Source organism: Thermosyntropha sp., from assembly GCF_017656155.1.
In the GTDB taxonomy this organism is placed as follows: domain Bacteria; phylum Bacillota; class Syntrophomonadia; order Syntrophomonadales; family Syntrophomonadaceae; genus Thermosyntropha.
Genome location: NZ_JACDOH010000004.1, coordinates 195,722 through 215,050, shown reverse-complemented (window position 1 = coordinate 215,050; position 19,329 = coordinate 195,722). Strand labels below are relative to the sequence as shown.

General features: G+C 42.0%; 20 protein-coding genes and 1 pseudogene. 18 read left to right on the top strand and 3 right to left on the bottom strand.

The features are described 5' to 3' along the window. The 12 genes and pseudogenes from H0Z36_RS05935 to H0Z36_RS05880 form a co-directional block, all read left to right on the top strand. A partial coding sequence (locus H0Z36_RS05935; protein ID WP_296864376.1) for a DegT/DnrJ/EryC1/StrS family aminotransferase occupies nucleotides 1-449 on the top strand: 449 nt, incomplete at its 5' end. Continuing rightward, nucleotides 446-1,180: a glycosyltransferase family protein gene (locus H0Z36_RS05930; RefSeq protein ID WP_296864375.1), complete on the top strand. Its 735-nt coding sequence runs from the start codon at nucleotides 446-448 to the stop codon at nucleotides 1,178-1,180. The genes H0Z36_RS05935 and H0Z36_RS05930, both read left to right, overlap by 4 nt. Continuing rightward, nucleotides 1,181-2,239, top strand: coding sequence for a UDP-2,4-diacetamido-2,4,6-trideoxy-beta-L-altropyranose hydrolase (gene pseG / locus H0Z36_RS05925; RefSeq protein WP_296864373.1), 1,059 nt, complete (start codon nucleotides 1,181-1,183; stop codon nucleotides 2,237-2,239). A 45-nt stretch (nucleotides 2,240-2,284) separates the two neighbouring features. Further along, nucleotides 2,285-2,734 carry a GNAT family N-acetyltransferase gene (locus H0Z36_RS05920; RefSeq protein WP_296864371.1) on the top strand — a complete coding sequence of 150 codons (450 nt, stop codon included), beginning with the start codon at nucleotides 2,285-2,287 and terminating at the stop codon, nucleotides 2,732-2,734. A gap of 45 nt (nucleotides 2,735-2,779) precedes the next feature. Beyond that, a complete protein-coding gene (pseI, locus tag H0Z36_RS05915) occupies nucleotides 2,780-3,826 on the top strand; it encodes a pseudaminic acid synthase (protein WP_296864369.1) in 1,047 nt (348 codons plus the stop codon). Nucleotides 3,827-3,887: 61 nt separating this feature from the next. Further along, nucleotides 3,888-5,405, top strand: a complete 1,518-nt coding sequence (gene murJ, locus H0Z36_RS05910; RefSeq protein WP_296864367.1) for a murein biosynthesis integral membrane protein MurJ — start codon at nucleotides 3,888-3,890, stop codon at nucleotides 5,403-5,405. Nucleotides 5,406-5,426: 21 nt separating this feature from the next. Further along, nucleotides 5,427-6,437, top strand: coding sequence for a UDP-glucose 4-epimerase GalE (gene galE, locus H0Z36_RS05905; RefSeq protein WP_296864365.1), 1,011 nt, complete (start codon nucleotides 5,427-5,429; stop codon nucleotides 6,435-6,437). Between the two features lie 31 nt (nucleotides 6,438-6,468). Continuing rightward, a pseudogene (locus H0Z36_RS05900) lies at nucleotides 6,469-7,619 on the top strand (DegT/DnrJ/EryC1/StrS family aminotransferase). A 152-nt stretch (nucleotides 7,620-7,771) separates the two neighbouring features. Continuing rightward, a complete protein-coding gene (locus H0Z36_RS05895; protein ID WP_296864363.1) occupies nucleotides 7,772-8,389 on the top strand; it encodes an Rpn family recombination-promoting nuclease/putative transposase in 618 nt (205 codons plus the stop codon). Beyond that, entirely contained in the window at nucleotides 8,346-8,723 is a 378-nt protein-coding gene (locus H0Z36_RS05890) for a hypothetical protein (RefSeq protein WP_296864361.1), read from the top strand. Before H0Z36_RS05895 ends, H0Z36_RS05890 begins: the two co-directional genes overlap by 44 nt. 22 nt (nucleotides 8,724-8,745) lie before the next feature. Further along, entirely contained in the window at nucleotides 8,746-8,988 is a 243-nt protein-coding gene (locus tag H0Z36_RS05885) for a hypothetical protein (RefSeq protein ID WP_296864359.1), read from the top strand. A 29-nt stretch (nucleotides 8,989-9,017) separates the two neighbouring features. After that, the gene (locus H0Z36_RS05880) at nucleotides 9,018-9,221 is read left to right on the top strand and encodes a hypothetical protein (RefSeq protein ID WP_296864357.1); all 204 of its coding nucleotides are present in this window, start codon (nucleotides 9,018-9,020) and stop codon (nucleotides 9,219-9,221) included. A gap of 37 nt (nucleotides 9,222-9,258) precedes the next feature. Here the strand turns inward: H0Z36_RS05880 and H0Z36_RS05875 are convergent, their stop codons facing one another. After that, nucleotides 9,259-9,429 (bottom strand): YvrJ family protein, encoded by a 171-nt coding sequence (locus tag H0Z36_RS05875; RefSeq protein WP_296864355.1) that lies wholly within the window; start codon nucleotides 9,427-9,429, stop codon nucleotides 9,259-9,261. 210 nt (nucleotides 9,430-9,639) lie between these two features. Between H0Z36_RS05875 and H0Z36_RS05870 the strand changes: the two genes are divergently transcribed. After that, entirely contained in the window at nucleotides 9,640-9,837 is a 198-nt protein-coding gene (locus H0Z36_RS05870; RefSeq protein WP_296864354.1) for a hypothetical protein, read from the top strand. Nucleotides 9,838-9,839: 2 nt separating this feature from the next. Here H0Z36_RS05870 and H0Z36_RS05865 read toward each other — a convergent pair whose 3' ends face one another. Both H0Z36_RS05865 and H0Z36_RS05860 read right to left on the bottom strand, forming a co-directional pair. Continuing rightward, on the bottom strand, nucleotides 9,840-10,064 hold the full coding sequence (locus H0Z36_RS05865) for a DUF2922 domain-containing protein (RefSeq protein WP_296864352.1): 225 nt from the start codon (nucleotides 10,062-10,064) through the stop codon (nucleotides 9,840-9,842). Between the two features lie 39 nt (nucleotides 10,065-10,103). Next, complete coding sequence (locus H0Z36_RS05860; RefSeq protein ID WP_296864349.1) at nucleotides 10,104-10,322, bottom strand: DUF1659 domain-containing protein; 219 nt, start codon at nucleotides 10,320-10,322, stop codon at nucleotides 10,104-10,106. 187 nt (nucleotides 10,323-10,509) lie between these two features. Between H0Z36_RS05860 and H0Z36_RS05855 the strand changes: the two genes are divergently transcribed. The 5 genes from H0Z36_RS05855 (at nucleotide 10,510) to H0Z36_RS05835 (ending at nucleotide 19,240) form a co-directional block, all read left to right on the top strand. Next, nucleotides 10,510-11,073 carry a hypothetical protein gene (locus H0Z36_RS05855; RefSeq protein ID WP_296864347.1) on the top strand — a complete coding sequence of 188 codons (564 nt, stop codon included), beginning with the start codon at nucleotides 10,510-10,512 and terminating at the stop codon, nucleotides 11,071-11,073. A 403-nt stretch (nucleotides 11,074-11,476) separates the two neighbouring features. Further along, on the top strand, nucleotides 11,477-13,699 hold the full coding sequence (locus H0Z36_RS05850) for a copper amine oxidase N-terminal domain-containing protein (RefSeq protein ID WP_296864345.1): 2,223 nt from the start codon (nucleotides 11,477-11,479) through the stop codon (nucleotides 13,697-13,699). A gap of 124 nt (nucleotides 13,700-13,823) precedes the next feature. Continuing rightward, complete coding sequence (locus tag H0Z36_RS05845; RefSeq protein ID WP_296864343.1) at nucleotides 13,824-14,933, top strand: TolC family protein; 1,110 nt, start codon at nucleotides 13,824-13,826, stop codon at nucleotides 14,931-14,933. 110 nt (nucleotides 14,934-15,043) lie between these two features. Then, nucleotides 15,044-16,138 (top strand): efflux RND transporter periplasmic adaptor subunit, encoded by a 1,095-nt coding sequence (locus tag H0Z36_RS05840; protein WP_296864341.1) that lies wholly within the window; start codon nucleotides 15,044-15,046, stop codon nucleotides 16,136-16,138. Then, a complete protein-coding gene (locus H0Z36_RS05835; protein WP_296864339.1) occupies nucleotides 16,139-19,240 on the top strand; it encodes an efflux RND transporter permease subunit in 3,102 nt (1,033 codons plus the stop codon). Nucleotides 19,241-19,329: the final 89 nt, after the last annotated feature.

The following is a 19,329-nucleotide window of genomic DNA, read 5'->3' as shown; positions in this document are numbered from 1 at the left end:
AGTATTTAGGCTTTAACTACCGAATGACTGACATACAGGCAGCCCTGGGCATATCCCAGCTTGACAAGCTGGACTGGTTTGTAAAAAGGCGTAGAGAGATAGCTAAAAAATATAACCAGGAATTCAAAGAACTGCCTTTAGATTTGCCCTTTACTCAAGAAGGTTACTACAGTTCATATCACCTGTATACAATCAAAATAAAAAATGAAGCCAAAATTGACCGCCGAGAGCTTTACGAAAAATTGAGACAAAAAAACATATATACCCAGGTGCACTATATACCTGTTCATACATTTCCGTATTACAGAGAAAAATTTGGATACAGCTGGGGAGATTATCCGGCAGCTGAAGACTGGTATAAAAAAATATTATCACTGCCAATCTTTCCGGGAATGAGTGATGAAGAAATTAATAGAGTCATAAAGGCAGTAAGAGAGGTAATCAAATGAGAATAGTAATAATAAGCCAGGCGCGGATGACATCCACCCGCCTGCCGGGCAAAGTTTTAAAAGAAGTAATGGGAAAACCACTGCTTGAATACCAGATAGAAAGATTGAAAAAAGTAAAAAATGCTGATGAAATAATAATTGCTACTACAATAAACAACAGTGACCAACCGATAGTAGAATTATGCAGAAAGCTTGAAATTCCTTACTATCGCGGTTCAGAAGAAGATGTTCTATCAAGGTATTACGAGTCAGCCAAAGAATACCGGGCAGATGCAGTAGTAAGAGTAACATCAGATTGCCCTTTAATCGACCCGGCAGTTGTAGATCTAATAATAGATACTTACATAAAAAATTCCGGAAAATATGACTATATTTCAAATACCATAGAAAGGACTTATCCGCGGGGAATGGATACCGAAATACTTTCCTTTGCAGCTCTTGAAGAAGCTCATAAAAAAGCAGTTTTAAAGCCGGAGAGGGAACATGTAACCCTTTATATCTATTCCCATCCGGAAAAATTTAAAATCTTTTCTGTTAAATACAAAAAAGATGAAAGCAAACATCGCTGGACAGTAGATACAAAGGAAGATTTTAAACTGGTAAAAACGATCCTGGAAAGGCTTTATCCTTACAAGAAAGATTTTACCATGGAAGACTGTTTAGAACTTATCGAACAAAATCCGGAGATTTTCAATATAAATCAGCATATAAAACAGAAGGCGATAGAGTAGATGAAGAAGATAATTTTTAGAACTGATTCCGCTTTCATAATAGGGTCAGGACATCTTATGCGGTGTTTGACCCTTGCCGATGAGCTGCGGAATAAAGGAGCAGAAGTAAAGTTTATATGCCGCAATTTGCCGGGGAATATCATTGAAGTGGCTGAACAAAGAGGATACCAGATATATATGCTTCCTTACGAGAACAAAAGCCAGATTATACCGGATGATTATTCAACCTGGCTGGGAGCAGATTTTAGAAGAGATGCCGAAGAAACTGTCCGGATACTTAAGCAAGAATCGCCCGACTGGATAATAATTGACCATTATGCAATAGACATAAAATGGGAACAAATAGTAAGGCCATATGTAAAAAAAATCATGGTGATAGATGACCTGGCTAACAGGCAGCATGACTGCGATTTATTATTAGACCAAAATCTTGTTGAAAATATGGAAAAACGATATGAGGGTTTAGTTCCTCCCCACTGTGTAAAGCTTTTAGGTCCTTCCTACGCTTTGCTGAGACCTGAGTTCAGAGAAGCCAGGAAAAAGTTGAAAAAAAGAGACGGAACCGTTCGAAGGATATTAATCTTTTTTGGCGGTTCTGATCCTACCAATGAAACCGAAAAAGCGTTAAAAGCCGTGTTAATGCTTAATCGTCCGGATATAACCGTTGATGTAGTGGTAGGGAAGGCAAATCCGCACAAGGAAAAGATAAAAAAACTGTGTGATGTTTACCCTAATGTCAATTATTACTGCCAGGTAAACAACATGGCAGAGCTGATGGCAGAGGCGGATTTGGCTATCGGGGCGGGAGGGGCAACGACATGGGAAAGGTGTTATATGGGGTTGCCTTCTTTAGTCATTACGGTAGCTAAAAATCAGGAAGATACAGCAAGATATCTAGAAAAATTAGGTATAGTTAGATATGCAGGCATAGCAGAAGAGGTTAGTGAAGATTTTTTATATGACGAAATAAGAAAAATGTTAAGCAATCGGATAATATTAAATTTTCTGAAACAGATGAAGATTGGGAATAATAATGTTTATGAGTTTCTGCAATTCTAAAAGAAAGCTCAAGTTAAAAGGAATAAACAAAGGGGAATCTTAAAGTTGGATATACATTTCAGATTGGTTCAAGAAGAAGACTGTGATTTACTATACAAATGGGCGAATGATCCGGTGGTAAGGGAAAATTCTTTTAACAAACATTTTATAAGTTATGATGAGCATAAAAAGTGGTTTTATGAAAAAATCAATTCTCCTAAATGCTTATTCTTTATAGTGATTAGTTTTGATCAACCTGTTGGACAAATTAGATTGGATATAGAAGAGGATACAGCTATTATAAATTATAGTGTAGATAAAAATTACAGAGGAAGAGGATATGGAACTCAGATATTGATTAATATAGTTCAGGTAATAAAAGAGTATAATATACCTGTAAATAGGATAGTAGGAAAAGTTAAGTTGTCTAACATTGCTTCACAAAAGGCTTTTAAAAAAGCAGGATACAGTGAAAAAAGATTTAAAGACTACATTGAGTATAGTAAAGATATTTAGGCTGAGATTAGCTTTTATTATTTAAATAAGGAGATGAAGGGGTTTATGCCCATTGAGATTGCTAATAAGCAGATAGGAGAGAATTGTCCTCCCTTCATAGTTGCCGAAATGTCAGGCAACCATAATCAATCTTTAAAGCGGGCGTTAGAAATAGTTGAGGCGGCTGCTAAAGCGGGTGTAGATGCGATAAAACTTCAGACCTATACTCCAGATACGATGACTTTAGATGTTAACACACCAGATTTTTTTATAGAAGATAAAGAAAGCCTCTGGAAGGACAGAACCCTCTACGATTTATACCAGGAAGCATATACCCCCTGGGAATGGCATAAACCGATATTTGAAAAATGCAGGGAGTTAGGTCTCATTGTTTTCAGCACTCCTTTTGACGAAACGGCGGTTGATTTCTTGGAAGAATTGGATGTTCCGTGTTATAAAATTGCTTCTTTTGAGAATACAGATTTGCCGCTTATTAAGAAAGTTGCTTCAACCGGCAAACCGATGATAATTTCTACCGGAATGGCAACAGTGGCAGAACTAGACGAGACTGTGAGAACGGCCAGAGAAGCTGGGTGTAAGGATATAATACTTTTGAAATGTACAAGCACATATCCGGCAAGTCCTGAAGATACAAACTTGCTGACTATACCTCACATGAGAGAACTGTTTAACTGTGAAGTAGGTTTGTCAGATCATACTTTAGGAATAGGAGCAGCAGTAGCCAGTGTCGCTTTGGGGGCCACCTTTATAGAGAAACATTTTACATTATCCCGGGCGGAAGGCGGAGTAGATGCTGCTTTTTCCATGGAACCGCATGAGATGAGGATGCTGGTTGAAGAGACCAAGCGTGCCTGGCAGGCCTTAGGCAAAATAAACTATGGAACTACCTATAATGAGAAAAAATTGCTTAAATTCAGGCGTTCATTATATGTAGCTAAAGATATGAAAGCAGGAGAGGTTTTCACTGAAGAAAACTTAAGGATTATACGGCCGGGTTATGGTCTAGAACCGAAATATTATGATATAGTTCTAGGAAAAAGAGTAAACAGAGATGTGAAGAAAGGAACTCCGGTTAGTTGGGATATGATTTGATTTTAAGTGTTGTAGTGATTTTATGAAGAAAACAACAAATTCTTACCTTGAGGTGCCTTCCGTGAAAAAAACCATCTTAGCATTAATGATAATAACTTTGCTTTCCAAATTCCTGGGTTTTGCCCGGGAATTAGTTTTGGCATATTTTTATGGGGCGTCGGCAGTGAGCGATGCCTATTTGATTTCTATTACCATTCCTACGGTTATTTTTGCGTTTATCGGAACAGGACTGGCTACCAGCTATATTCCCCTTTATACGGAGATTACAGCGCAAAAGGGAGTCAAAGAAGCAGACCGGTTTTCTAACAATCTTATAAATTTCCTTATTATTTTTTGCACGCTGGTTATTTTTGCAGGTTTAGTTTTCGCTGAGCCAGTTGTGAAACTGTTTGCGTTTGGTTTTAAGGGAGATACTTTAAGGCTTGCAGTTGATTTTACCCGTATAAGTATATTAGGGATATATTTTATGGCATTAGCCTATGTTTTCATAAGCTATCTGCAGATAAAGAACAATTTTATTATTCCTGCTCTAATCGGTTTTCCTTATAATTTTTTTATAATTACTTCATTTTTTTTGAGTGCGGACGGCAGTTATATTTTTTTGCCCTGGGGGCTTGTTTTGGCTATTGCTTCCCAGTTTTTTTTACTGTTGCCTTTTGCCTTTAAAAATGGATACAGGTACAGGCTGCTTATTGACAGAAAAGACCCCTACCTGAGAAGGGTTATATATTTGGCATTACCGGTTATATTAGGTTCTTCGATAAGTCAAATAAATACTTTGGTGGACAGGACTTTAGCCTCCGGAATAGCAGTAGGCGGAATATCGGCCTTGAATTATGCCAACCGGCTAAATGGTTTTGTGCAGGGGATTTTTGTTTTAACTGTTGCTACTGTTATTTATCCGGCAATTTCAAGGATGGCAGCAGATAATAATATTGAAGGATTGAAGAAGTCAATTGCTCAAGCGGTTAATACGGTTAATCTGATGTTGATTCCCGTAACCGTAGGAGCCATGCTGCTTACTGAACCGATAGTGAGGCTGCTTTTTGGCAGGGGTGCGTTTGATGCCAGGGCAGTGGAAATGACCGCTTATGCTTTGTTTTTTTATGCGATAGGCATGACTGGATTTGGACTGCGGGAAATTTTAGCCAGGGCTTTTTATTCTCTGCAGGACACTAAAACACCTATGATAAATGCAGCAGTTGGGTTTACGATGAATATTATTTTAAACCTTATTTTATCAAGGTATTTGGGTATCGGCGGGCTGGCTTTAGCTACGAGCATAGCGGCTGTTTTCACCGCCGGGCTTTTGATGTTTAATCTGCGGAAGAAAATAGGGGCTTTGGGAGGAAAAAATATTTTGTTAACTTTTATAAAAATATCGGCTGCTTCAGCAATTATGGGAGCAGCGGTTTTTGCGCTTTATAATACTCTGCCTTTATATATTAACGCCAATCTGGCTTTGGTGACTTCGATTGCGCTGGGCGCGGTTGTTTATTTTATAATTGTAAGCTTTATGAAGATAGAAGAGGTGGATGTTTTATTGAGAGCGGCAAGGGCAAGGATAGCTCAGATATAAAAGGTTGACGGAGGGATTTGCATGTCTGTTTTGGTGACCGGCGGAGCGGGGTATATAGGCAGCCACACTTGTGTGGAGTTTTTAGAAGCAGGCTATGAAATTGTAATTTTAGATAATTTTTCTAACAGTAAACCGGAGGTTTTGGATCGGATAAAGAAGATTGCCAGAAGGGATTTCAGGTTTTATGAGGCAGATATTTTAGACAGAGAAGGACTTAAAAGAATTTTTAAGGAAAATGAGGTAGAGGCTGTAGTTCATTTTGCCGGGCTTAAGGCGGTAGGTGAGTCGGTAAGTTTTCCCCTCAGGTATTACCATAATAATGTGACAGGAACAATAGTTCTCTGCCAGGTTATGCAGGAATTTGGGGTAAAGAGGATGGTGTTCAGTTCTTCGGCAACGGTTTACGGAAATCCTGATTCTGTCCCTATAAAAGAAGATTTCCCGCTTAAACCGGTAAACCCTTACGGGCGGACTAAGCTTATGATAGAAGAGATTCTGCGGGATATTTATATATCCGATAATGAATGGGGGATAAGCCTGCTTCGCTACTTTAATCCGATAGGTGCTCACGAAAGCGGGCTTATAGGCGAAGATCCGGAAGGTATTCCCAACAATCTCATGCCTTATATTACCCAGGTGGCGGTAGGCAAGAGAGAAAGGCTGAACGTTTTCGGGGGAGATTATGATACCCCTGACGGAACCGGGGTAAGGGATTATATCCACGTAGTTGACCTGGCGAAAGGGCATTTACAAGCATTGAAAAAGCTGGAGTGGGATAGAGGGGTTATGGTATACAATTTGGGGACCGGAAGAGGCTATAGTGTTTTGGAGGTTGTTCGTGCTTTTGAGAAGGTTTCGGGGGTAAAAATTCCATATGTCATAACTGACCGCAGGCCAGGGGATATAGCGAGATGTTACGCCGACCCGACTAAGGCTTTTAAGGAGCTGGGTTGGAAGGCGGAGAGAGATTTAGAGGATATGTGCCGTGATGCGTGGAATTGGCAGAGGAAGAATCCGGAGGGGTATGTTTAGTGCATTATTTATGGAAAATGAGGGGCTGAATATGCAAGAAAAATCTCGTATTTATCTATCTCCTCCCCATCTAAGCGGATATGAAGAAGAATATATAAAGGAAGCCTTTGCTTTGAATTGGATAGGTGCAATGGCCCTAATGTAGATGCCTTTGAGAAGGAACTGGCTGAATATGTGGGAGCAAAAGGAGCGGTAGCTTTAAGATCGGGAACAGCCGGGATTCACCTGGCATTAAGGCTTATAGGGGTAGAGAGGGGAGATATGGTTTTCTGTTCTACCCTTACTTTTATAGCCAGCGTAAATCCGGTTTTGTATCAGGGGGGAATCCCCGTTTTTGTAGATTCGGAACCGGAGAGCTGGAATATGTCTCCTTTAGCACTTCTTAAGGCTTTTAAATGGGCAGAAAGGAAGGGGAAGCTTCCGAAAGCAGTAGTGGTGGTTGACCTCTACGGGCAGAGTGCGGATATGGAGCCTATACTTGAGATATGCCGGGGGTATGGTGTGCCGGTTATTGAAGATGCGGCAGAAGCCCTGGGAGCCACCTATAAAGGGAAGAAGTGCGGGACCTGGGGGGATTTTGGCGTATTTTCCTTTAACGGCAATAAGATAATAACTACTTCCGGCGGGGGAATGCTAGTATCTGATGATGAAAAAGCGCTTTCTAAGGCCAGGTTCTGGGCAACGCAGGCGCGGGATAAGGCGGTATGGTACCAGCACAGCGAAATGGGCTATAACTACCGCATGAGCAATGTTTTAGCCGGCATAGGCCGGGGGCAGCTCAAGGTTATTGAAGAAAGGGTAGAGGCAAGAAGAAGAGTTTTTGCCAGGTATAAGAAGGCATTAGGGGATATAGAAGGCATAGATTTTATGCCGGAAGCTCCTTTCGGCCGTTCTAACCGCTGGCTTACAGTAATGACTCTGGAGCCTGAGAAACTGGGCATAACTCCTTTAGATATTATAAATGCCCTAGCAGAAGAAAATATCGAATCCCGTCCGGTGTGGAAGCCGATGCACCTGCAGCCGCTTTTTGCCGGGTGTGAGTATTTTACCCACGAGGACGGGATAAGCATAGCTGACAAGCTTTTTAAAAAAGGCGTCTGCCTTCCTTCCGGCTCTAATCTTAGCTGTGAAGAGCAGGATAGGGTGGTGAAAGTGGTAAGGAGGGTGTTGGAGAGGGAATAAGGGAGCAGCGGTTGCTGTTCTCGTTTTTTATATCAGATTTTTAATTACTTTGCAGTTATTGTTCTTAGGGAAATATGAAAGAAATGCAGTAAGAAAGTATTCTAATCTTATTGCACGGTGTATTTTTATCCCATATACTGTAAAATAGAAGTATGAGAAAGGAACTAATACAGGTGAAAGAAATAACCAATATCCATGACAAATACTTCAAAGAATTTATGGAAAACCCTGAGATAGCCAGAGAACTTTTGGAGGTTATTTTGCCTTCTGAAATAAAAGAGATTATAGACCTTGAGCGTCTCCTTCCCCAGAAGGCGAGCTTCATAAGCCAGGAATTAGAGGGAGCTTACTCCGACCTTCTTTTCAAATCCCGGCTAAAAGAAGGGGGAGAGATATATGTATATTTTCTCATCGAACATAAAAGCTATTATTATGAATACACTTCCCTGCAGCTTTTAAAATACATGTTGAACATCTGGGAGAGGGAGATAGACAAAGAAAACCGGAGAGAGCTTACCCCTATAATTCCGGTAGTATTTTATCATGGAGAGGAAAAATGGAAAATACCGTTTGCTTTTAAAAAACTCATAAAAGATATAGAAAAATATCCAGCCCTTGAGAGATATATTCCGGTTTTTGAGCATATATTATTTGAACTGAAACCGGAAATAGATTTAGATAATGATAGAAGATCTAGCAGTAAAACTGTTTTTGAGAACATTGCTTTTGAGAAGGAAGATAGAGAAAGAAGGATTTGCAGTATTTTTTGAGCAGGTTTTTTGGGAGATAAAGGGACTGCCGGAAGAAGAGGGGTATTTATTTAGTGCGGTAATGCTTTACATATTGAAGACAGTAGAAGGTATAGACATGAAAAAAGTGATGGATTATGCAGAACGGATTATACCGGAAAGGAGAGGTGATATAATGACGATTGCGGAGAAGCTGATAAAAGAAGGAATGAAAGAAGGAATGAGAGAAGGAATAGCGAAGGCAGCCAAAGCACTTAATGCTTTGAAAAAAGGGCATAGTGTGGAGGAAGTGGCGAAGCTTACCGGACTTGCAGTTGAGCAGGTGGAGGAGATTAAGAAGAGTCTGGAGGAATAAGTGGAAAGTTTTGGATGAAGAGGTGCGTGTACAATTTGCACCTCTTTTAATTTTAATATACCTGTTTTTAGCTACATTTGCGGGTTTTGTTTTGGTGGGATGGTTAAAGGCGCGAAGGCTATGTAATACAGGCAAAACTCAGGAAATTGAAACTGAAGGACCGTGTTATAGCATTTTAAGAAAAAGTCATAATTACGACTTTAATGGCTTTCCTGACCTGGAAGATATAAGAAGGAAGATAATAAAAGGCTCAAATAAAATTTAATTTAGGTTGATTAAGAAGGAAAGAATGTAATGAACGAAATAATCAGCATACTTGGGAGGATTATTCCGGAGAGGAGGGAAGATATTATGACTATTGCAGAGCAGTTGAAAAGAGAAGGGAAAATGGAAGGGATAAAGGAATCATTTTCCTGCTTTTTTATATTTTTAAAGAAATCCCGGAAGCCCTCCCATGATTCCTGGGGAAAAATAAAAACCGCAGAGGGAAAAGGTTAAATCTCTGCGGATTTTTAGTATACTGTTTTAGCAAGGGCTAAACTGCCGGAAAGTTATCTTTCTCCCGGGGGAGAAGGATGATGGCTTCCCTGAGCTGGATTATAGCTTCGGTAAGGGAATTTAACTTGTTTTCAATGCGCACCAGAAGATAAACGGCAACCGCGATGGGAAAGCCGACATTGCCTATTATTCCGAGCATTTCTTCCATGTTGTTTCCCTCCTTATTTACAAGTTTTAAGCTGGCTTGTTTTCCAAGCGATTTTGAAAACCGCATTTGCTGCCGGCAGCTCGCTTTTGAATCGGCAGATAGGTTAAAGCTGTTTCCTTTGGGCAGAATATTTGGATCCTCAAACCGGCGGGCAGAAGCTTTTGCTTGAGCAAGGTTTAACTGTAAAGCAAAATGCAGAAACAGGAACTGGTGTTGCTGAAACTATTTAAAACTTTGACTGCTGATATAGATGAATATGTTACGAATCGAAATAGATTTAAAATTAAGAACCGTCCCCATTTTAAAAAGTATTTCGATGATGAAGTAGTTTTAAAATCGAGAACCGTCCCCAATTTAAAAGAGGAGGAAGGCGGGAAGCCTTCGCTCCTTTTGCTGTGTTCAGACTGAGATCAGCCGAGTTGAATTTCAGTTACTTCGCGGGAGATTATCTGGGCGGAAGACTTGCTGGTTATATCCCCGCTTGCGGTAGCAAATATATTGGAGGATACGATGCTGTCCATGACGCTGTTTACCTCGGCAGGAGTAAGGTCTTCACGGGCTCCGCTTATTCTCATTCGGTGGGTTTTGTCCCCTTCGGTTTTGAATTCCAGGACAAGGGTTCTTTCAACTGCCATATATGTTTCACCTCCTCTCCGGTTATGTTAAAAAACAGGCTATTCGGTTATTTCCACCATGTCTGCCTTGTAAACGGCCAGGTTTTCTTTTTCCTGCAGGCTTATAAGGCCCTGGGCTACATTGTAGATGTCATCGGCGACAGCATTTACCTTCAGGCTTTTGAAGGTGAGCTTTTTGGTTAAAGTCCTGCCGGTGGAAGATGTTCCGTTTTCCATCACTAAGACCAGGCTGCTGGATACGGGGACTGCGTTTGCCATCGGTTTCACCTCCTTTTGATGATTTAAGAGAGCTCTCCTGTGCCTTTTATTTTAAAACCGGGCAGGGAAAAAGGAAAAAGACGGAAAACAGATTTTTCCTTTAATTTTAGAACAAATGTTCTATTTTTATAAAGCTTATGCTAGAATGAAAAGGAATTAAATGTTAATTTGAGGAGGGAAACAAGATATGGCAGCAGTAAGGCTGGAGAAGATAAGGGATTATGTAATTGCCTTAAGACCAGTTTATACGGATAAAGGAGATGCGACTGAAATTTACCTTGCAAATGGGGAGGTTAAGGTTTTTTACAGCGGAATAAAAGCGGTGAGGAGAGCATTTTTAAAGAATTATGCTGTGGACTTTTTTGAACAGCAAAGGCTCTTATCCCAGGAATTTGGGAAATCCAGGCTGCTTCCTTTTTACATAGATGAAAGGGTTTTTATTCCGCTCAAGATGAGAAAAACGGTGAGCAAGAATGACATGGTAAACGGGTATGTGGAGGTGGGAGCCGTCCGGGACTTTAAGAGGGAAGGCAGATTATCCTGTCTGATTTGCCTTGCAACTGGTGCGGAAATCCCCCTTACCTGCGGGGAGGAAACGCTTATAAAGAGTTTTCATATGGGTAAACGCTTGCAGGAAAGGCTTGTAAGGGAGCGGGAAGATAAAGGTTTGGAATATAAGTATAAGGCGGCTGATTCCCTGCTGACTCTGGTGGCAGAACTGGGAGCGGTGATGGGGAAAAAGCAGGGATAGGAGAGATTTTTACCTTCTGTTAAGCAGGAAAATATGGTATGGTTAGGGTGTTTAGCGGCAGGGGAATACCCTGTTTGATCTGCTAGTGGCGATAGAAGCGGGCGGAGGAAGTAGAAGGAGGAAAAAGGTTCACATCCTGTGAAACAGAGAACCGTCCCCTGTTTCAAAAAAAATTAAAAAAATTTTTTAAAAAAGTGGAACCTGAAGTGGGATTATGGCGTCATAATTAACAGCCGGTGAAAAGCATGGTGGAAGTCTTAGATGGCTTAAAAGGCTCCACTGATGACCTTAAAATTTTCAAGGAAAGGGGGAATAGGGGAGCTGTCTAAGGGTTTTTGACCACCTGGATCACCTGAAATTACTTAGAAAATAAAAAAAACAAAAATAAAAGGAGGAGACGGACTTGATAAAAGCAAGAAGCAAAAAATTATCCATACTGCTCGTTCTTGCCATGCTCATGACCATGTTTGTGGGTCTGGGAACTGCAAGTGCAGGAACAACTTATGAAACATTGACAGCACCAACGGTTTCTACTGATACTGTAAATGAACAAACACTTGGAACAGTTAAGGTAAACATTCCTGATAAGAGAGTTTTTGATACTGTATATGCGGAATATTTAACAATAAGCCTTCCTTCCGGCGTGGAATTTACAAGTAATAGCAATGTCGCTGTTACTTCAAGTCAAGAAGGTGGTGTAGACGAACTTACTACAGTATTGAGCGCTAAGAGTAGTGCAACTACTTGGGAATTAGCTTTTGTACGCAATGCTGCCGCAGCGGGAGATAATGAAGCTGACTTGTTGATTAAATTTGAAAATATTTTAGTAAAAAGTGGATCTGGAAATGTTGATGTAACCTTTATGTCTTCAGGAAGTGTTTTCCCGACAGGAACGGCTACCATAGCAAAGATTGGCAGCGGTGCTACCCAGACTATAGCTAAAAGTGTTAAGACGATTGGAGAAGACGGTGGAGAAATTGATACCATAATTATTCGTGAAACCATTCCGGGAGTTTTGAAAGCAGGCGACGAAATTGAATTAAGATTGCCGAGCGGATTGTCTTGGGACTATAGCAATGCAGTTGTTGCAGGTGCATGGGGCTTCTCTGGGCAAAGTAGCTCGACTGGAGAATTTAGTCTTTCAGGAACAGATAATGTTTTAATATTAAAATTAGAAAGCGGTTTTACCAAATCCACTGTTGATACCACTGCTGGTAGGATCAATATAGGTATTTCCGGAAATTATCTGAAAATAAAAGCTGATGATGATATAAACTATGATGAAATCGAAGTAAGCGTTTCCAGCAATACTAATGATGATGTAACCGAAGAGGATGTAGTAGTTGCAAAATATGGTAGTTATGGTGTTGAGGTAGAACAAAGTGAAGTTGAAGAAGTTATAGCTGGGCAAACTGGGCAGGATATTGGAGAGTTTTATATAAAAGAAAATATTGCTGGCAGTTTAATTGCCAACAGAAGTATAGTTTTAGAATTACCTGCTGGGGTTAAATGGTCTAAGTTACCTCAGGTAAGTATTGAAGATGGTAGTGATGTATTTGGAAGCAATGGATTCGATTATGTAGGCAGCAGCGAAAGAAAAATTTCTATTGATGTTGCAAGTCTCAGTACTGAAGCTGCCACAATTAAGGTAGAAAAAGGAGAAGTTTATGTTGAACCTGGTTTTGAAGGGGATATTGAGATCGAAGTAAGCGGCAGTGCAGGTGCTGAGGGAACCGTAAAGGTGGCTGAAGCTGTTAAGGCTGTGGAAATTAGCGTTGATGAAGTTCCTGATATAGTTGTTGGGGAACAGGGAGTAAAGGTAGCCGATATTACAATTAAAGAAAATAAAGCTGGTGCTATATTAGCAGGCACTGATAATAATCAAATTGTTATAGCTTTAGATGGTGGTTACAAGTTTTATAAAGAACCTACAGTAGGAGTTGTTGCAGGCAATCTCGAAATTGACGATGTGGATATAAACTCCAATGATGAACTGGTTATAACCATTGACACAGATAGCACCAAAGCAAGCACCATTAAAATTAGCGATGTATACATTACCGGATACCGTTATGCTCCGACTGGACCTGTAGTAGCTACCTTAGTAGAAGCTGAAGGTACTGTTGGTAATGGTACTGGCAGCACTGCTTTAGATGAAGGCTATATAAAAGATGGCGCAACTGGCACTGCAGAATTCAGCGAAGTATCTGCTGGTGAAGTTGTCATTGCCAACTGCGTAACCCCTGCTGAAGGTGCTGGAACTGGCACATTCAAGATTGGTTCTTCCATCTACTATGTTGGTGGAGTTGCTAAGGTTATGGATGTAGCTCCTTACATTAAGGATGCTAGAACTTATGTTCCGATGCGCTACCTCGGCGAAATGCTGGGTGCAGAAGTTGCTTGGGATGATGCTGCAAGAACCGTAACCTTAACTAAAGGTGACGATGTTGTAGTATTCACCATCGGCAGCACCACCTACACCGTAAACGGTGAAGCTAAGACTGCTGATGTAGCTCCTGAAATCGTAAACAGCAGAACCATGCTGCCGGCTCGCTTCGTAGCTGAAGCATTCGGTGCAGTTGTTGGCTGGGATGCAGGAACTCAGACTGTTCTCATTCAGCAGTAAGCTTATAAAAGTTAAAAAAACCGGGCTTTATGCCCGGTTTTTTTATTGCTTTATTTTAAGGTCTAAATTATAATAAAAATAAACAGTCTGACCAGCGGGTCGGAAAATGTCAGGAGGAGGGGTTATGGAGAATTTAAAGCGGATAGTTGTATTTTTTATGCTGGTTTTTTTTATGGCAGCTTTAGTGCCTTTACCTGCTGAAGCGGAAGAAGTGTTGACTATTGAGGAGGCTTTGGCTAAAGCTCATAAAAGTAATCCTGATTTGCGCCGCGTAGACCTCGAGGTTGAAAAGGCGCAGATTATGCGTGATGATGCGGCAGAAGCCGTGTATTATATTCCAACCGGCGGGCTGGTTTATCCGGAGGTCCAACAGGTAGTTAACATGTACCAGCAGGCTGAGATTCAGCTTAACGCTCTTAAAAAACAGCAAAAGGCTGAAAAAGCCCGAATAACTAAGGAAGTTATAACTGCTTATGCTGATGCGGTAAAAAAGTATAATGAGGCGGAAAATCTTCGCGTCGCCCTTAAAAATGCGGAAGAAAAGCTGCGTATAAGTGCTATCATGCGGGAAGTGGGATATATTTCCTCTTTTGATTATGAACAGACTGAAACAGGTATAAAACAGCTCAAGGAATCATATAAGGCAGCTTTGAGAGCATATGAAGGCTCAGTTGCTAATCTCGCAGCTTTATTAGGCGAAAGTCAGGGCTGGAAGCCTAGGCTCGCAAGCCGGGCAGTGCTTGCAGAGTATCCCCGTCATGAGCTTAGTGTGGAAATAAGCCGGGGATTGGAAGAGTCGGTTATGGTTTGGAGCAAGAAAGCTTTGTATGATATTGAGGAAAGCAAGCAGAACTGGATTTTGCCTAATGAAAAATCGGAAATTACCCGGATTAAGTATGAAGTGGCCGGCATAGACTATGAAAAGGCTAAGCGTGATACCAGGGCTGTGATTGAAAATCTTTATTATACTATTGATACCCTGGAAGGACAGATTAAAGCAGCTGAAACTGCTTATGTCCAGGCAGAAAAAGCTTATAACATGGCTAAAATCAAGTATGAAGCTGGAATTATTCCGCGCATAGGCACAGCAAATGATGACCTTATAACTGCAGAGGCTAATATGACCAAGGCAAAGCTTGATTTAGAGAATCTAAGGTTGGATTTGGCCAAAGTTAAAGCGGAGTATGCCTATTTAACAGGAAAGGAAGTATATAATTCGGGAGATTGGAATTAGCATTTTATTTATGACTGAAAATGCAGGAAGGCATGGCATGAGCTTTTCTGCTTTTCTTTTGTTTGCCTGCAAGAAAGGAAAAAATTTAAACCTGGGAGGGAAAAGAGATAGTGGGAAATAAGAGCTACAGGTCTGTTGTTTGTGTAGTTCTGGCAGTTTTTTTGTTTGCCGGAATGGTTGGCTGTAAAAAGAAGGAGGAGGTTCAAAAGGAAACACCTTTGACGGTTACGGTATCTGAGGCCGCGGTTCGGGATATTGCGGAAACGGCTGTTTATTCTGGATTTGTTAAAGGAAAAAGTGAAGTTTCGGTTTATCCGAAAATCCCCGGAAGGGTAATAGATGTTCTGGTTAAGGAAGGGGATTATGTCCGGGAAAACCAGCCCATTATAATTCTGGACAGCAGCGATTATGAGGTTTCTTTGAAACAGGCGGAAGCAGCCAAAGCTCAGGCTGAAGTGCAGCTTAAGACAGCAGAAAGTAATTTGGAGCGCACAAGAAAGCTTTATGAAGCAGGGGCTGCTTCAGCCCAGCAGCTGGAATCGGCGGAGACGGCAGCGGAATCGGCCCGTATTGCTGTTGAACAGGCACAGGCGGGGATAGAGGCAGCTCTTCTTCAGATAGAAAACTGCACCATAAAGGCTCCTATCAATGGGGTAGTTGGAAGTGTCGGCATAACTGAGGGAACTATGGTTTCTTCCCAGATGCCGGTTGCGGTGATTTTTGATCCTGCTGATCTGGAGGTAGAGGTTATGGCAGGAGAGGCTGACATTAACTATATAAGCTCAGGCGGGGAAGTTGATGTTTATGTGAAAGCGGCAAGGGAAGAAGTGTATAAAGGAGTTGTAACATCGGTTGCCCGGGTGGCAGATGCGACCCGGAAAGGCTACCCGGTTAAGATAAAAATTGTGGATAAAGATGATAAACTTAAATCCGGGATGTTTGCGGAGGTTAAACTGGCAGCCCGCAGCAAGGGAGATGTCCTTTCTGTTCCCCGCAATGCGGTAGTCCCGAAAGGAGCAAAAACGGTAGTTTATGTTATAGACAAGGAAAACCGTGCCCGCATGAGGGAAGTTAAAACCGGTATAGAAGGCGGTAGGTATATTGAAATAAAGGAAGGGCTGAAAGCAGGGGAAAAGGTTATTGTGAAGGGGAATACCCTGGTTGATGACGGGACTCTGGTCAAGGTTGCCGGGGGTGATAAGTAAATGAAGCTGGTTGAATTTTCGGTAAAACGCCCGGTAACTATGACGATTGCCATAGCAGTTCTTCTCATTTTAGGATTTTTCACCTATTCTAAGCTACCGGTTGACCTGTATCCTGATATGCAGTTTCCGGTAGCCGTGATTATGACCTCTTATCCGGGGGCAGGGCCGGAAGAGGTGGAAGAAAGAGTAACCAAGCTGATTGAGGGAAGTATTGCCACTTTGAATAATGTGAAGCAAATCCAGTCTACTTCCAGCTCAGGCAACTCTATGGTAATGGTAAGTTTTGAATGGGGCACCGATATGGATGGTGCCACCCAGGATATAAGGGAAAAGATAGGACTTTCGGAAACCTGGCTTCCTAAGGATGCGGAAAAGCCTTTTGTTTTAAAGATGGATCCCAGCCTTATGCCTATAATTCAGATGGGGGTAAGCGGTGAACGGAGTCCTGAGGAGATGCAAACTTTAGCGGAAGATGTGATTGTTCCCCGACTGGAGAGAATCCCTGAGGTTGCCACGGTTTATACGACCGGGGGGGAAACCCGGGAGATTAAGGTGGAGGTTGACCCGGTAAAGCTTCAGAACTACGGACTTACCCTTTCGCAGGTAGCCCAGGTTTTACAGATGGAAAATTTTAATATGTCAGGAGGGAAGGCAGAAAGCGGAGATAGGGCTTATTTTATCCGCACCCTGCAGGAATTTGAAAAGGTAAGCGAAATAGGGGAAACAGCCATAACAACCCCGACCGGGGCCACGGTATATTTGAAAGATATTGCGGTTATTACAGATGGATACAAGGATAAGGAACAGCTTACCCGCATAAACGGGAAGCCGGCGGTTGGCATCCATGTGATGAAGCAGACCGGAGCCAACACGGTAGCGGCCAGTGAGGCAGTGCATAAAGAAATCGAGAAGATATCAAAAGAGCTGGGAAAAGATATTGAAGTTCAGTTTATCTTTGATCAGGCAGATTTTATAAAAGATTCGATAAACAACACTATCCGCATGATTTTGGAAGGCGCGCTTCTTGCCATGCTGGTTCTGTTCCTTTTCCTGCGCAATATGCGCAGCACTGTGATTATTTTTACTTCCATACCTTTATCTATAATTGCCACCTTTATTCTTATGTATTTCACCGATTATTCGGTAAACCTGCTTACCATGGGAGGATTAGCCCTGGGGGTAGGACGGATTGTTGATGACTCGATAGTTGTTTTTGAAAATATTTATCGCCACAGGTCTTTAGGAACTCCTCCTATGGAAGCAGCAATAAAAGGGGCTACTGAGGTTGGAGGAGCAGTTATTGCCGCTACTATGACTATAATTGCGGTGTTTTTCCCCATCGTTTTTGTGGAAGGGATAGCATCCGTCATCTTTAAGCCTTTGGCAGTTACTATTTCATTTGCTATATTATGTTCTTTCCTGGTAGCTTTAACGGTTATTCCACTTTTGTCGTCCCGAATTCTTACCGATAAATCAATGCAGCGGGCGGCGGAGCCGAAAGGGAAAATTGGGCGAGCTGTTAACAGATTTGGCGTTTTTATGGATAATTTGGGAGAACGCTACCGCAATTTCCTGGCTAAAGCCTTGAAGAGGCGAAAGCTGGTGGCCCTGGTGGTAACTGTTCTTATGGTTTTGTCCGTTGCCGCAATTCCATTAGTAGGAGCGGAATTTATGCCTAAGATGGATTCTGGAGAGATTTCAGTCAGGATAAAGGCTGACCGGGGAAGCACTTTGGCCTCTACCGACCGTATAACGGCGGAAGCCGAAGAAAAAATAAAAGAGGTAAGCGAAGTAGAACTGATTTTTAGCAGTATAGGACAATCCAGCTTTATGTCGATGGGTGGAGGTCAGACCGACAGCTCTCTCCTGTATGTAAAGCTGGTTCCAAAAGATAAGCGTTCGCGCAGTGTAGATCTGGTGGCTGAAGATATAAGAAAAAGGCTTATGGAAGTTCCGGGTGCCAAATTTGAGGTAAGCGTGATGGATCAGACATCGGCTATGGGCTCGGGAACCGGAGGCCCCGTGAATGTTCAGGTTCGTGGGGATGATATGGATACCCTGAAGGAAATTTCGGTTCAGGTTGAAGAGATAGTCAAGAAGGTTCCCGGCACCAGGGAAGTTACCTGTTCTCTTACCGACGGCAGCCCTGAGGTTCAAATCAGGATTGACCGCAAGAGAGCTGCTGCATTTGGGCTTACTCCGATGCAGATATCAAATGAGATAAAAAATGCCATGGAAGGGACAGTTGTTACCCGCTACAAGGCGGAGGGCGAAGAGATAGATGTCCGTCTTAAATATATAAGCAAGGGCTATAAAGATATTGACTATCTTAAAGACCTTACCATTATGTCTCCGAGGGGCCCAGTTAAGCTTTCGTCGTTGGTTGTTTTTGAAATAGGGCAGGGGCCGACTGAGATTGAACGGGTAGATCAGGTAAGACAGGCAGATATAAATGGTTATCTTTTGAACCGGGATTTGAGGAGTGTAATGAATGATATAAAGAAAGAGACGGATAAATTAAATCTCCCAGCCGGCTATACCATCGAATTCGGCGGTGAGAGTGAAGATATGATGGAAAGCTTTTCTAGCCTTGCTGTTGCTCTGCTTTTGGCAATAATCCTGGTCTATGCGGTTATGGCCGTCCAGTATGAATCTTTCTTTAACCCGTTTGTTATCATGTTCTCAGTGCCGACTGCCATAATCGGGGTGGTGTTTGGCCTCCTCATAACAGGCAGAACCTTTAATGTGCCGGCATTTATAGGGCTTATAATGCTGGTCGGGATAGTAGTTTCCAATGCCATAGTATTTGTGGACTATCTGAAACAGCTGAGAGAGAGAGGCATGGAAAGGGATGAAGCCATTTTGGAAGCCGGGAGGGTTCGCTTAAGGCCGATACTTATGACTGCTTTTTCAACGATTTTGGCCATGATTCCCCTTGCCTTAGGCTTGGGAGAAGGCGGCGAATCCCAGGCGCCTTTGGCTACCGTAGTTATCGGAGGGCTTCTGGTTTCAACCCTTATAACCCTGGTTTTAGTCCCTGTAGTCTATTCTGTATTTGATGACTGGGGACAGCGGATAAGCCGCCGCTTCAAACGTGCTTAAAACCGGGAACGGTTCCCGGTTTTAATTTGGGGACGGTTCTCAAGTTAAAAACCATTTCGATTCGGAATGATTTAGGAAAGGGTCTAAAG

Coding starts and splice junctions, on each gene's coding strand:
- H0Z36_RS05930 (WP_296864375.1), top strand. CDS start 446: ATGAGAATAGTAATAATAAGCCAGGCGCGGATGACATCCACCCGCCTG.
- pseG (WP_296864373.1), top strand. CDS start 1,181: ATGAAGAAGATAATTTTTAGAACTGATTCCGCTTTCATAATAGGGTCA.
- pseI (WP_296864369.1), top strand. CDS start 2,780: ATGCCCATTGAGATTGCTAATAAGCAGATAGGAGAGAATTGTCCTCCC.
- galE (WP_296864365.1), top strand. CDS start 5,427: ATGTCTGTTTTGGTGACCGGCGGAGCGGGGTATATAGGCAGCCACACT.
- H0Z36_RS05895 (WP_296864363.1), top strand. CDS start 7,772: ATGAGAAAGGAACTAATACAGGTGAAAGAAATAACCAATATCCATGAC.
- H0Z36_RS05880 (WP_296864357.1), top strand. CDS start 9,018: ATGAACGAAATAATCAGCATACTTGGGAGGATTATTCCGGAGAGGAGG.
- H0Z36_RS05875 (WP_296864355.1), bottom strand. CDS start 9,429: ATGGAAGAAATGCTCGGAATAATAGGCAATGTCGGCTTTCCCATCGCG.
- H0Z36_RS05865 (WP_296864352.1), bottom strand. CDS start 10,064: ATGGCAGTTGAAAGAACCCTTGTCCTGGAATTCAAAACCGAAGGGGAC.
- H0Z36_RS05860 (WP_296864349.1), bottom strand. CDS start 10,322: ATGGCAAACGCAGTCCCCGTATCCAGCAGCCTGGTCTTAGTGATGGAA.
- H0Z36_RS05855 (WP_296864347.1), top strand. CDS start 10,510: ATGGCAGCAGTAAGGCTGGAGAAGATAAGGGATTATGTAATTGCCTTA.
- H0Z36_RS05845 (WP_296864343.1), top strand. CDS start 13,824: ATGGAGAATTTAAAGCGGATAGTTGTATTTTTTATGCTGGTTTTTTTT.
- H0Z36_RS05835 (WP_296864339.1), top strand. CDS start 16,139: ATGAAGCTGGTTGAATTTTCGGTAAAACGCCCGGTAACTATGACGATT.